Annotated in this window: 12 protein-coding genes; 4 read left to right on the top strand and 8 right to left on the bottom strand. The window is 37.9% G+C overall.

The features are described 5' to 3' along the window. Nucleotides 1-586, top strand: a 586-nt coding sequence (locus tag J2S13_RS11970) for a hypothetical protein (protein ID WP_370874030.1), incomplete at its 5' end; no start/stop codon positions are given. 186 nt (nucleotides 587-772) lie between these two features. On the opposite strand, the gene J2S13_RS11975 is transcribed toward J2S13_RS11970, so the two are convergent. From J2S13_RS11975 to J2S13_RS11995, 5 genes are all read right to left on the bottom strand, one after another. Next, the gene (locus J2S13_RS11975) at nucleotides 773-1,525 is read right to left on the bottom strand and encodes a FixH family protein (RefSeq protein ID WP_307258006.1); all 753 of its coding nucleotides are present in this window, start codon (nucleotides 1,523-1,525) and stop codon (nucleotides 773-775) included. A gap of 266 nt (nucleotides 1,526-1,791) precedes the next feature. Then, nucleotides 1,792-4,344, bottom strand: coding sequence for a helicase-related protein (locus J2S13_RS11980; protein ID WP_307258007.1), 2,553 nt, complete (start codon nucleotides 4,342-4,344; stop codon nucleotides 1,792-1,794). Nucleotides 4,345-4,484: 140 nt separating this feature from the next. Further along, on the bottom strand, nucleotides 4,485-5,678 hold the full coding sequence (gene bioF / locus J2S13_RS11985; RefSeq protein WP_307258008.1) for an 8-amino-7-oxononanoate synthase: 1,194 nt from the start codon (nucleotides 5,676-5,678) through the stop codon (nucleotides 4,485-4,487). Nucleotides 5,679-5,681: 3 nt separating this feature from the next. Continuing rightward, nucleotides 5,682-6,476, bottom strand: a complete 795-nt coding sequence (locus tag J2S13_RS11990) for a 6-carboxyhexanoate--CoA ligase (protein WP_307258009.1) — start codon at nucleotides 6,474-6,476, stop codon at nucleotides 5,682-5,684. Continuing rightward, on the bottom strand, nucleotides 6,460-6,954 hold the full coding sequence (locus J2S13_RS11995) for a hypothetical protein (RefSeq protein ID WP_307258010.1): 495 nt from the start codon (nucleotides 6,952-6,954) through the stop codon (nucleotides 6,460-6,462). Before J2S13_RS11995 ends, J2S13_RS11990 begins: the two co-directional genes overlap by 17 nt. 182 nt (nucleotides 6,955-7,136) lie before the next feature. On the opposite strand from J2S13_RS11995, the gene J2S13_RS12000 reads away from it, so the two are divergent. Beyond that, nucleotides 7,137-7,292: a hypothetical protein gene (locus J2S13_RS12000; RefSeq protein WP_307258011.1), complete on the top strand. Its 156-nt coding sequence runs from the start codon at nucleotides 7,137-7,139 to the stop codon at nucleotides 7,290-7,292. 39 nt (nucleotides 7,293-7,331) lie between these two features. On the opposite strand, the gene J2S13_RS12005 is transcribed toward J2S13_RS12000, so the two are convergent. Then, nucleotides 7,332-7,766, bottom strand: coding sequence for a phage holin family protein (locus J2S13_RS12005; protein ID WP_307258012.1), 435 nt, complete (start codon nucleotides 7,764-7,766; stop codon nucleotides 7,332-7,334). 241 nt (nucleotides 7,767-8,007) lie between these two features. Here J2S13_RS12005 and J2S13_RS12010 point away from each other — a divergent pair, with 241 nt between their 5' ends. Beyond that, entirely contained in the window at nucleotides 8,008-9,135 is a 1,128-nt protein-coding gene (locus J2S13_RS12010; RefSeq protein ID WP_307258013.1) for a CAP domain-containing protein, read from the top strand. A 253-nt stretch (nucleotides 9,136-9,388) separates the two neighbouring features. Here the strand turns inward: J2S13_RS12010 and J2S13_RS12015 are convergent, their stop codons facing one another. Further along, nucleotides 9,389-10,816 (bottom strand): aldehyde dehydrogenase family protein, encoded by a 1,428-nt coding sequence (locus tag J2S13_RS12015; RefSeq protein ID WP_307258014.1) that lies wholly within the window; start codon nucleotides 10,814-10,816, stop codon nucleotides 9,389-9,391. Nucleotides 10,817-10,837: 21 nt separating this feature from the next. Continuing rightward, entirely contained in the window at nucleotides 10,838-12,472 is a 1,635-nt protein-coding gene (locus J2S13_RS12020; RefSeq protein ID WP_307258015.1) for an acetolactate synthase large subunit, read from the bottom strand. 150 nt (nucleotides 12,473-12,622) lie between these two features. Here J2S13_RS12020 and J2S13_RS12025 point away from each other — a divergent pair, with 150 nt between their 5' ends. After that, nucleotides 12,623-14,224 (top strand): FMN-binding glutamate synthase family protein, encoded by a 1,602-nt coding sequence (locus J2S13_RS12025; protein WP_307258016.1) that lies wholly within the window; start codon nucleotides 12,623-12,625, stop codon nucleotides 14,222-14,224. Nucleotides 14,225-14,242: the final 18 nt, after the last annotated feature.

Consider the following 14,242-nt stretch of genomic DNA (forward strand, 5'->3'; position numbering starts at 1 on the left):
TCTCGTCGCACTCGCGATACCCGCAGATCCCGTTGTACTCGCGACACCCGCAGATCTCGTCGCACTCGCGATTCTCGCAGATCTCGTTGTTCTCGCGATACTCGCAGATCCCGACGCTCTCGCGACACTCGCAGATCTCGTTGTACTCGCGATTCTCGCAGATCTCGTCGCACTCGCGATACCCGCAGATCCCGTTGTACTCGCGACACCCGCAGATCTCGTCGCACTCGCGATTCTCGCAGATCTCGTTGTTCTCGTGATACTCGCAGATCCCGACGCTCTCGCGACACTCGCAGATCTCGTTGTACTCGCGATTCTCGCAGATCTCGACGCTCTCGCAATACTCGTAGATCCCGTTGTACTCGCGATTCTCGCAGATCTCGACGCTCTCGCAATACTCGTAGATCTCGTTGTACTCGCGACACCCGCAGATCTCGTCGCACTCGCGATACTCGTAGATCCCGACGCACTCGCGATTCTCGCAGATCCCGCTGCTCATGTAGTTCTTGTAGATCCCGACGTAGAAGACCGACTTACTTTAATACACATAAAAGATATTGGAAAAATGGCAATATGTGGGCTTTAAAAATGATGAATGAGGAAAAATATTAAGTTTAGATCACTTTCTTTCTGTTACAGCTGTCGAACAATCGACAGCTATTCTATTTAAAGCATAAAAAAACACCCCTTTTTTTCCCATTACGGTAAATAAAAAGGATGTCTACAATTTAATCTTTTGAAAATCATTTATTTTAATTCCTTAATAAATGGCTTATTTCACGTTTACTTCATTTACTTGATGATCATGTAATTCGTCCTTTTCGATATGGACTTTTACTTCATATCGTCCAGGCTTTTCAAATGAATATTTTGCAGTGTATTCTCCATCTTTTGCTTCTTTTGCTTCGACAAATTGATGTGACTTCATCATATCTGATGAGATTTCAAAGCGAACTTTCCCCTCTTTAAAAGGCAACTCATTTTGAACAATATGTGCCATTAGAGTGGCTTCTTCCTTCACTTTTATCTTATCATCAGAAGTCATAAAATGAATAAGTAGATTCTGATTATGTTGATGTTCTCCGTTTTCAGCATGATAATCATGATGCTCTTCCTCAGATTGGCCAATGATGATCTCCTTCTTCGGCATCTTATGTAGATCCCTTGCTGTTACATGTGACACAACATTATAAGTCCCGTCTTTCGAAAAAATATGTTCTACACTATAAATTCCTTTTCCCTCATGTTTTCCTTTAACCATCTCATGGTCTTCTTGGCCTTTCTCCCAAATTTCGAATTCAACTTGATCCGCATCGTCTACTACTTCTTTTCCTTGTGTGACCTCTGCTGTTAGTTTTACTTTTTGATTTGGTTGAATGTCTTTAGGTATTACGATATTTACATTTAATGGTGTAGGAGAATTCTTTTCCTTACTTGCATTATTTACTTCCTTATTTGAATCACTATATGCAGTAAGTCCTAATAAAAAACATAATCCCATAAGTCCGTACATGATTTTTTTCATCTAGTCAGTTCCTTTCCATTTAAAAGTGTCAGGTTAATAGCGTACACTAAATTTGTGAAAAAAGTATGAAATCACCCAGAAATATGCTGTAAATACTAACATTTATCCCATCTTCTTAACCATTTTTATTCAGAATTATGCTCATCAGCGCTAAAGTTGGACTTGGACAATATTTTTAAAGAGGGATCCACCGTTCTAAATTTTATCGTTTAATAAAAAAGCTGTCCCTATCAGAAAGTGCAAACCACACCTACGTGACAAGCCTCTTACCATCTTTGGTATCGGATGGAATGACAGTCATTACATATAGCATAAGGAAAGTTTATTGAAAGCTGTTTTCCACAATGCCTGCATGTTTTTTTATAGTTTTTAATTTCATTTTTTAACGATTCATTTGCCCTTTCACTAATTTCATCCCTTATTCTTTCCCAATAGATGGCTTCTGTCCGCCTGTCTAACCGATAAAGGAATAAGAGATGAAGTCCTATTGCTTTATATGAAAGCTCTAGTTCGCTTAGTGTGGCGGTTTTGATCGAAGGTTCTGGTAGCTCTGTTTCAGATACAATTGCTTTTATCGTTTCTAACCATTGATTTGACAACCCTTGGTCTCGTGTCGAAAACGGTAAATGTAGAAATCCATATAAATCCATCATCGATAACTTCGCTTCAATTTCTGTATCACGAACGAATTCATACAGCTCTTGTTCTTGGTCAAGAGTTGCTTTCTTTGTCCCTTTTGGATTTTGAAATGTCTCCCATAGTTCAAAAAAAGCACCTAAATGATGGCGATATTTCTGAAAGCGATTTAAAACTTCATTTGTTGGTGCAATGGTAAAGGTATGGACGGGTTCATCTTGTTGTGATAATAATTGCTTCATCACTTTGATTTGGCTTGTAAACGCAACCCTTCCTATATTATAAATCCCTTTTCTCCCCGCTCGACCAGCAATTTGTTTTACTTCTTGGGAGGTTAATCTTCTTCTTTTTGTTCCATCAAATTTTTCATTTTCTAAAAAGACAATTCTTCTAATGGGTAGGTTTAGCCCCATTCCAATCGCATCTGTTGAAACAATAACCGTCGTCTCACCATTTATAAACCTCTGCATCTGTTTTTTTCTTGTTTCAGGCGGCATACTTCCGTAAATCATACTAACCTTATACCGTTTACTCTGAAGTCTTGATGCAGTTTCTAGCACTTTCTTACGAGAAAAGCAAACTAATGCATCCCCTTTTTTAGTATGATGAAGCTGGAATTCCTTTTCTTCTACTTCAAGGGGAAACTCTCGCTCATATTCAATGATGTCAATGGTAGAGTCACCTAATAATTGAAGCATCATATCTTTTACATTTCGGCTTCCAATAATATGAACTTCCTTAGCATTCGCCTTTGTAATTGCTTTGAACCAAGAAAAACCACGATCCTTATCTGCGATCATTTGAGCCTCATCAATGACTACTACATCGTAAAAATCTTTTTCATGAAACATTTCAACCGTACAAGAAATATGATGAGCCCCTTGGACTACTTTTTCCTCTTCACCTGTTTTTAAGGAACAAGCAATGCCATCTTCATTTAATTTATCATATACTTCCAAGGCTAATAAACGTAGGGGGGCAAGGTATAATCCACTTTTCGCCTCTTTCATCTTTTCTAACGCATGATATGTCTTACCTGTGTTCGTTTCCCCAATATGAAGAACATATTGGGTTGGTTGAACAAGATGTAAATTATATTCTCGGCTGAAAACATCTTCGATAATTTTCGCTTCTTCTTCTTTTTTTCGCTCTAATTCTGCTAATTCTTTCACTCTTCTTCGTTCTCGATCGATCACATGTTTTTTATATAAATCACGATGGATTTCTTCATTAAAGGGAATTTCCCCGACTTCTAGTAAATCCGACAAATATTCTTCTTGTAAATCAAAGAAGAAATCTTCAACCAATCCCATAATCGTATCTGCCATCCATTCCTCCACGATGGATACAGAAAGTTTCTCACCTATATTTTCTTCATAATCCTTGCTTATATTTTCCAACTGACTTACAATTACTTCTGGTACAAAATTGAATAATGAATATTCCACAAGGCCTTCATAGCGATCATAATAATGTTCGTAATCAAAATAGACTCTCCCCCGGTAGAAAGTCTGTCGAACATTCCCCGTCAACTCTTCTAAAAAATTTTTCAATAATCGATAATCCATTACATCAAATGGACCTAGTTTATTTAATGTCTCCTCCTGCATCATCGGTTCAATGAGTTGATAACGACATTGATTCGCAAAATCATCCACTAATCGTTTTCCGACTTGTTGGCGAACAAATAAATAAAAAAGCTCTTCCAATTCCTCACTAATTTTTTCTGCAGCATGGCTTATAGCAGCCTGTGCTTCATTCCTTTTTTCCTCCTGTCTTTTTTCTTCTTCCCTTTTTAGGAAGAGATCTCTTGCATTTGTATAGCGTTTTTCCCATTTCGCTTGATTATTTTTAAAACGGTCATCTACCCATTTTACTCCATTAAAGGGTTGAAAGATTCGAATTTCATTTCGAAACAATCGATTGAGCAACTGACGATCAACTTCTTCGACCTCATAGCCACAGTCATGTAAATACCTCTTTTTTTCCTTTCTCGGGACATTCGAAGCTTTATTTATCCATACATTGAACCAGATTTGTTCAATAAATTGACGGCGTTCCTCTATATATTCTTCCAACGTGGGCATTGTTTTTTTATTCCCTAAATAGCGATCAATATCCTGAATGATTTTCATTTTTGTTTGATCAACCGCGACTAGATAAATATCATTTAATTTCGTCATTCATTTCTCCTTCTGTTTTATTAAAAAAAAACCTTTTTAATTATCCTATACCTATTCTGTTCCATCATTCATTTTGTCAAAAAAAGGCGATCATTTCAATTAAAGAAAATTGAATGATCGCTTTCCTGATTATCCTCTCATCATCTTGGTATTGTACGATATAGCTTCATTTTTTTAGCGGCCTGGACAAAAATTTGAACGACCTGCTCTATTTGTTCCTTTGTATGTGTAGCCATCACGGTAATTCGAATTCTACTCGTTCCTTCTGGTACAGTTGGGGGACGAATCGCTGGGGCAAACACTCCTTCTTCTTCTAGTAGTTTAGAAAATTGGAGTGCTTCCTCCGCTTTCCCTATGATTAATGGAATAATGGCGGTGACTCCTTCTAATACATGAAACCCTTCTTCCCTTAATCTTCTTCTCATATAAGCAGAATTCCATTGGAGCTTTTCAACGATCTGAGGTGTGCTTTCTATCTTTTGGATCGCTGCAAGTGCCGCTCCTACAACTCCAGGAGATAGGGATGTTTGAAAAATAAATGTCCGTGCACGGTTTTTTAAATAGTGAATAAGCAAGTTAGAGCCAGCAACGAAACCGCCTTCAGCTCCAATTGCTTTGCTTAATGTTCCCACTGTGATATCAATATTTTCCACACCGAAATAATTGGCAGATCCCTTCCCATGGTTGCCGATTACCCCGGTGCCATGGGCATCATCCACCATTAATAATGCACCATATTTTCGCGCGATGAGTTGGATCTCTCTTAATGGTGCGACATCGCCATCCATACTAAAAACACCATCTGTCACAATCAGTTTTTTTCCATCTGTTTTCTCAGTTTGTAAAGCTGTTTCAAGAGACTGTAGATCACAATGTTTATAAATAACGGTTCTCGCTTTACTTAATCGACAACCATCAATTATACTCGCATGATTATATTCATCACTAAATATGATATCCCCCTTCCCCATTATGGAAGAGATCACCCCGACATTAGCTAAAAATCCACTGCTAAATAATAATGCATTTTCAGTCCCTTTAAATTTAGCAATAGCCTCTTCCAATTGTTGATGAAGAAGACTATTTCCAGTCGTCAACCTTGATCCCCCTGATCCGGCACCATACTGTTCGATTGCATCAATTGCCCCCTTTTGGACATCTTTATCCGTTCCTAACCCTAAATAGTGATTTGATGAAAATAATAGGCTCTCTTTTCCTTCAATATTTGCATATGCTTTATTTGGTCCATGAAATGTACGCAATACTCGTGTTTGTTGATTTTTTTCGATCCGTTTTAATTCGTTCGCAAAAAAAGTTTCATAGACTTCATCCATCTTTCACACCTCTACTCTTTTGTTCATCGTTTCAAAGGCCTTTTTCTCCCAACCAATTAAAACAGGTTGTCTTTCCAAGCGATGTATTAAATCTTCTATATTTTGCACATCATGTCGGATAAAGAATACCCTTCCACCCGATGCGTTTCCTGATTCCTTTAGACAAGGGATACGATGATATATTCCTTGACCCGTTACATACCCTGTCGTATATCCAGGATCATCTGACCAACATAGTTCCGCTACAACTTCAGGATAAAATGCTACTTTATTGGCTAAAGCTGATGCCTCAATAGCCCGTTGATGTACTAGACTGGAATCACTTTTCTGCATAAATCGTAAACTTTCAACATCCCAATCCATTCTAGAAACACGTACTCCTTTATCCCCGCGCTGATCGAGACGAAGCCCTGACACCTCATCTATTAAAGCCGCACCACGAATGGACTTTGGCTTCTTCATATGTTGTAAGGCAGATTGAATACTATTTTCAGAAATCCCTATATTTCGTAAAAGTTGACAGGCGACTTCTCGACCTCCCTCTACTGTGTTTGCTTCATGATTTTTTATAGAGATGGGTGGGACAAAAACAGGATTTTCTTTCACTTTTTCAATTGAAAGGTGAATCGTATCTGGCTTTCCTCGTTCATGAGTTAGTGCCTTTTGTAATAGCTCTTCAGCCAACTCTTGAATTTGATGATACAACCGTAAACCTTCTCCTCCTGAAATATGGATGCCTCGTTCATCCCCATCATTTTCCTTTGCTGCTCTCATACGAACACTAAATAGATTTTCCAACAGATATACCCCCAGTTCTTCTCACATATTGAAACATTTTCACAAGCGGAATCACCGCAACCGCCGTATAAATCATTCCTGGAATGGCAGGAATCACTAATGAAAGAAATGGAACCCCTAGAGTTAGGGATAATATGTATCTAGCTGCCATTGTACCCAATGGTCCAGCAAAAAGTAATACAAGAGTAGCTGTACCCAATAGGGCAACGAGACCCCCTGCAACCAATCTGAAGACAAATGCCACTTCAATATTCAGTATGTTGTGAATCCCCATCGAAAACATCAACAAACTAGATATTACTCCGGCAATGATATACCGTTTAAATCCAAAAACAGCTGTAATGGCCACTGCTACTGGTGCTGATAACTGGAATTCAGACCCTGGGAAACCAGTAGGAATCTTAATAAAACCAGTGACAGAAATTAGAGCAGCAAGTAAACTTAATTCAACAAGAGAATAAACTCTTCCTTTTTTCAATGCCATTCTCCTTTCTTATATGTTAACCACATATTAATTTAAGTTTACATATATGTAAACATTTTTTTCTTTTTCCCACTTTCTTACTGACAAATTCACCGTTTCTTAATGGCCTTTCATTTGAGAATCCAACTTATCAGTGTTAAAATTTTCATTGTAAAAGATCACTTGGAGGGATAATAATGGATGAACAAAAGCGTGATCGCCTAAAAGGGATACTAGATGAAGAAATGAAACCTGTACAAACACAATTAGCTACCGTTGAGAAGGAAATAAAAGAACTGAAAGAGCAACAAAGTGAGCTCATTTCCTTAATTAAAGAGCTTGTAAAAAAATAAGAATAGTGGATGTCCGAATTCTCAGGACATCCCTACTATTTACTTTTTATTTATTTTATTATTTTCAGCCTTTAAGATCGATAATACTTTTTCAATAATACTAGGAACTGGCACCCCCATCATTTTGACATTTTCTAGAATGGAAGTGACTTCATTAATGATATAACCCCAAATCACAATCGTTCTTATAATAGGGAAATTAAAACTGAAAAGATTCGCTTCCGCCGTTGCAAAAAGTTGATCCAAACCATGTGCAACAGCTACAATCGTCAAAATCCCTACTTTTTTGGCCAACCCAACAAAACCAATTTTATTGCATATTTCTTTGTTGATTCCTGCTTTTATCATCCCAGTTACATAATCCGCCATCATGAATAATAATAAATACTGTATAAGACTATCCCAACCACCAAGCATCCAACTGAAAAAACTACCAACAAACCCAAAAGCAACAGTTATCGAATTCAATTTCAACCCTCTCCCCTCCTTCTGACACCAATACTCCTCCCCTTATATTTATTTTATGAAGAACTCATTCGTTTTCGGTAGATGTTTGACTCATGTGAAAAGCCCTTTTATTCTTTCAATGAGCAATTTTTAGTAGAAAACAAATGCAAAAAAACAGGAAGTGTAATGATGCCTAACAAGTTGTATGATTAAGAGTGAATTGCGAATGAATACTATGCTTATTTTTTATAGATGGGAGTGAGTTGAATTGAGATTATTCAAAAGTTTTGTTCCGCTTTTCGTTATTCTTTTAATCCTGTTGTATATTTATCAAGTCGATGAAGAAAATGCTAATAATCCATCGCTATTTCATCAAATCGATTCCTATATCCAATCAATAAAAGAGCGACCTGAAGTTGACTTTGCTATTCAAAAAGTAGAAGACGGTCTTCACTATCTCGCGGAAAAAATTGATCCGTCCACTTCTCAAGATCTGCAAACAAAACAAAAGATCGATAAACCAAATCTGAATACACCCTCAGAACATACTTTTTCTATTCATAATATTGAAATGGGAGACTCAAAGGAGGAAGTCGAAAAACAAGTAGGCCCAGCAAAACGCTCTTCTGTTAATGAATATGGGGTAAATTGGTATGCCTATCATCAAAACTACCAAAACTTTTTCATGGTAGCATACGACCAAAATGACAAAGTAGCCGGCTTGTATACAAATCAAGATTTAATTTTGTCAAAACTTGGAGTGAAAATGAAGGATCCAAAGGAATCTGTCCTTCAAAAACTTGGTAAGCCCATTAAAAATATTCAAAAAGGGCTTGTATTATATCAAATAGAAAACAAGGGGGAGTATCATTTATTTCAAGTTGACAATAATTATGTGACTGTTTTTTACGATAAACATCAAAATAACACCGTTACAGCCGTACAAATTGTTAGCACTCAGTTAGAACGGCAAAAAAAGGAGTTTTTTGGAGAAGCCAGTAAGGAATTGAAAGAAGGGTTTGAATACCAATTATTTGACTTAACAAATGCGGCAAGAGTCAAACATGGTCTTTCTGTCCTTACTTGGGATGACCATGTGAAATTAACAGCCCGAGGTCATAGTTCAGATATGGCCCAAAATCATTATTTCTCTCATACAAACCTTGAAGGGATGTCGCCATTTGATCGAATGAAGGAAGACAATATTTCATTCAGGGCAGCCGGGGAAAATTTAGCAGCGGGTCAAGTAAGTAGTATCTTTGCTCACGAAGGATTGATGAATTCACTTGGTCACAGGAAGAACATCTTAAATACATCATTTAACTCGCTAGGAGTGGGGGTAGCCTTCGATTCAGAATCCAAACCTTATTACACTGAAAACTTCCTAGGAAATTAAGAACAAAAATGGAAACTCATTATGATGTGCAATTTCATAGCTTGTCATCAATAAGTTTTGAATAAATCGTACTTGCAATCATTTTATATGGTTGAAACTTTATTTTTATCACCCCTAGCAATCCCCGATTCCTAAGCTTCATGACCTTTAAGGATTGAAGAGCAATGTTTTCAAGAACTAACTAGGGGTCGGGAACTAATGGATGTTTCACTTGATCATGGGACAAGGAACCTGTTCCTCCGTCTCCTTAACCTTAATTTGTTTTAAAACTAATAAATTTTTCCTCCATCATTTCTCTCATAGCATAGATAATCCCTTCTCTTCCAACGCCACTATCTTTCCATCCTCCATAAGGCATATTATCAATTCGATATGTAGGGATATCATTGATAATCACGCCACCGGTTTCAAGTCGATTCGCAGCATAAAAGGCTCGATCAATGCTTGGTGTCATAATCCCTGAATTTAGGCCATAGCGCGAATCATTGGCATCCTTGATCGCTTCATCGAGGGTGTCAAATGGAAAAACACAAACAACTGGGCCAAATATTTCGAAACGAAAGACTTTGGAATTGCGATTTACATTTGTTAAAACTGTTGGGGTGTATACATTCCCCTTCGCTTTCCCGCCACATTCAATATGAGCCCCTTCTTTTATAGCTTCATCGACCCAGCTTTGGATTCTTTCTAATGATTTTTTGGAAATAACGGCTGTAATATTCGTATCTTCATCAAAAGGAGAACCCATTACGAGTTGTTTAGTCCGGCTAACAAAACGCTCTAAAAACCGAGTGTAGATGGACTGATGTACATAAATTCTTTGAATCGAGATACATACTTGGCCATTATAAGAAAATGCCCCTAATACACTTCTTTCAATAATATGGTCAATATCTACCCCTTCATCAATGATAAAAGGGGAATTAGACCCTAATTCCAATGTTAATTTACGGAATCCCGCTTGTTGCTGTATTATATGCCCCACTTCCACACTTCCAGTAAAAGTCACCTTCTTCACATGAGGATGAGTAGTCAAAGCTTCACTCAAAACATCTCCTTTTCCTGGAATAATATTGAGCACTCCTTCTGGAAGACCTGCTTCTTGGAACATTTCAGCAAGAATTAATGAACTTAATGGGGTTTGTTCAGCTGGTTTTAACACGATGGAATTTCCAGCAGCAATAGCAGGACCTACTTTATGTGCCACTAAATTAAACGGGAAATTAAACGGAGTAATTGCTGTAACAACTCCAATAGGGGTACGGATCGTAAATCCAAACCTATTTTCCCCACCTTCTGATGCATCCATTGGAATTTGTTCACCAAAATTACTCTTCGCCGCTTCAGCAGCAAAGCGATAGGTCTGAATCGTTCGGCTCATTTCTTCGCGTGCATTTCGAATAGATTTTGCTGCTTCTCTGGCAATTAATTGAGCACATTCTTCACTACGCTCTTCCATAATGGTTGCAACTTTTGCTAATATTTTTGCCCGCGCATGAGCTGGATAAGATCTGAACTTTTGAAAAGCAGCATTGGCTTCAACAATTGCCTCAACCGCATCCCCAGGTTCAGCCTGACCTATTTGAGCAATTTCTTCATTTGTATGAGGGTTATATAAAGGTTCATATGTTTTTGCCTCTCTCCATTTGCCACTAATCCATAATGGCCATTTTTTTGTCATCCCTATTTCCTCCCGTTCACGTTATAATCTACATATATATTCGCCTAGTGTTTTGGATAGCTTCACATTTTCAGAATAATCAACATCCACATCCACAATCACAATTTCATTACTGCTTATGGCCTTTTCTAATGCCGGTAAAAGTTGGTCTGAATGGGTTACTTTTATTCCTTGAACGCCGAAGCTTTTAGCAAATTCAGTAAAATTTGGATCTGTAAAGGAGATGGCATTTGTTCGATTAAATTTATTCAATTGTTTCCATTCGATCAATCCGTATTTTGAATCATTAAATATCAAAATCACAAAGGCTAATCCTAAACGTTTTGCGGTTGCAATCTCTACACCATTCATTAAGAATCCACCATCCCCAGTTACTGCAATGACAGGCTTATCCGGATAAGCGAGTTTCGCAGAAATCGCCCCCGGAACAGCAATCCCCATTGTTGCAAATCCATTGGAAATAATCGTATGATTCGGCTTCTCGGGTTGATACATACGAGCCACCCATAGTTTATGTGCACCAACATCGGAGATAATAATGGCTTCCCCCTTCTCAGCCTTTTTTAAATCTGACAAAATTCTTTGAGGAATTACGGGACTATGGGATTCCTCATGGCTGGCGAAAAGCTTTTCATCTAGTTGGGATTTCAATCGTGCCATTTCTGGCCATATCTCTTTTTTCTCTACATGAGGAGTTAAAGCCTCGATCGATTCCTTAACATTTCCGACTAATTCAGTATGGACAGGATAATACGCATCCACTTCGGCTGGTAAACTATCGATGTGAATAATAGAATTCATCGCCTCATCATTCCAATATTTTGGTAAATATTCCACAAAATCATATCCAACCGTGATAACTAAATCGGCAAGGTCAAATCCGCATAACACATAATCTTTCGCTTGCATGCCAACTGTATATAATGTTAATGGATGATCAGATGGTAATATTCCTTTGGACATAAAGGTATTGACGACGGGAATATTTTTCTCTTCAGCAAACCTCCTTAAACTTTCGGCTCCTTCATCTCGAATAACACCATTTCCTACTAAAATAAGCGGCCTTTTTGCTTTATTAATGGCTGCTGCCGCTTTTTCTATTTCACGGTCGGACGGCTTGGAAATTGGTAATGATTGAATTGGCAATGGTTTTCCTTCTGTTTCCATCATGGCAATATCTTCTGGGAGTTCAATATGGACTGAACCTGTTTTTTCCATTCTTGCTTTTTTAAAGGCTTTACGGATAATTTCTGGGATCGTATGAGGAACACGAATTTGTTGGCTCCATTTTGTTACCTCTTCAAAAATCCCGATGATATCAACATATTGATGAGATTCTTTATGAATTCTTTCTAGACCCGCTTGTCCAGTGATCGCCACCACTGGGGAATGATCTAAATAAGCATCTCCAATACCTGTTAATAAATTGGTAGCACCTGGCCCAAGAGTTGCTAAACAAACACCGGGCTTTCTTGTTAGCCTTCCGTAAACATCTGCCATAAAGGCCGCTGCTTGCTCATGATGAACCACAATAAATTCAATATTGGAATTGATTAATGAATCGATAAAATCCGTATTTTCCTCACCAGGAATCCCAAAAATATATTCAACCCCTTCGTTTTCCAAGCATTTTACAAATAAATCTGAGGCTTTCAAATTGTACCCTCCTTTGTTAAAAAATCGGTATCTCTCCTCCTATCATTTCTTTAATCAATAAAAATATGTAAAAGTAGAGGGATTTGTATAAATCTGCTTCCTTCGAATAATATAATAAAACGATCTTAACCTGTTTTGGAGGGGGATTGGATGGAAATAGCCAATTTATTCATCATTATTGGATTTGTGTTTGTTGCCGTTTTACTTATCGTTATTGCTGTTTTGGTGATCTACTTATTTATATTTGACCGCAATCAATATCGACATGCGATCTTGAGGAACTTTCCTGTTCTTGGGAGATTTCGTTATTTTTTTGAAAAAATTGGTCCTGAAATGAGACAGTATTGGTTTAACAGTGATACAGAAGGAAAGCCCTTTTCAAGGGATGATTATGAACATATTGTAAAAAGCGCTAAATATGTCCGCGATGTCGTTGGCTTTGGTTCTAAGCGTGATTTTGAAGAGGAAGGTTTCTTTGTTCGAAATGATATGTTTCCAAAGTTATCAGAAGAGATAAAAATGGATCAAAACGAAAATATTTCGACAAAAAGATATATATTAATTAAAGACCCATTATTTACACAAAGGGAAGAAAAATGGGAGGAAGAACATACCTCTGCCTATTTATTACATGATGATGATGCTGTTGTGATCGGCCCTAACACAAAATACCCTTTCGTTCTAAAAGGATTAATCGGAATGTCTGCTATGAGCTATGGGGCATTAGGAAAAAACGCCATTACCGCATTATCGAAAGGTTTAGGGCTTGCGAAAGGAACATGGATGAATACGGGCGAAGGGGGACTATCTTCCTATCATTTAGAAGGTGGAGTAGATATCATCATGCAGATCGGTCCAGCAATGTTTGGAGTGCGCGATGAAAATGGGGAAATGGATTGGGATGAATTAAAGAGAAAAAGTGAAATTCCACAAATAAAGGCTTTCGAAATCAAGCTTGCACAAGGGGCTAAAACCCGTGGAGGACATATCGATGCAGAAAAGGTGAATCCAGAAATCGCTGAGATTCGGAAAGTAGAAGCGTACAAATCGATCGACAGTCCCAACCGTTTTCGTCAATTTAGTAATATTCCTTCCATGTGCGATTTCATTGAAAAAATTCGTAATCACACCGGAATACCAGTTGGAATGAAGATTGTCGTTGGTGGAAATGATAGCGTCGAGGAATTGGCAAAATATATGAAAGCAACTGGGAAAGGACCTGACTTTATTACAGTTGATGGTGGTGAAGGTGGTACGGGGGCATCCTATCAAGAATTAACGGATAGTGTAGGTCTTCCTATTAAATCCGCTCTCCCAATAGTCGTCTCAACCCTTGAGAAATATGGGGTACGTGATCGGGTAAAAATCATTGCCTCCGGGAAGTTATTTACCCCCGATCGCATTGCCATTGCTTTAGCTATGGGTGCCGACTTAGTCAATATTGCTCGTGGATTTATGATTACGGTAGGCTGTATACAAACATTGAAATGTCATTCAAACGCTTGCCCTGTTGGAGTGGCCACAACAGACCCAGATTTACAAAAAGCTCTAGTTATTGAAGAAAAAAAATACCGGGTTGTTAATTATCTCGTGACCCTTCGAAAAGGTTTATATAGAATCACAGCTGCTGCAGGTTTAGATTCACCAGTACATTTCCAACCAAAGCATGTCATGTATAAGGACGATAAAGGAATTGTTACTCCCTTAGAAGAGATTTTAAAGTCTATCCAAACACATATCGCTTCAAGTTGATTTTCTAAACAAGTACGC

The sequence above is a fragment of the Oikeobacillus pervagus genome (assembly GCF_030813365.1).
Lineage (GTDB): Bacteria > Bacillota > Bacilli > Bacillales > DSM-23947 > Oikeobacillus > Oikeobacillus pervagus.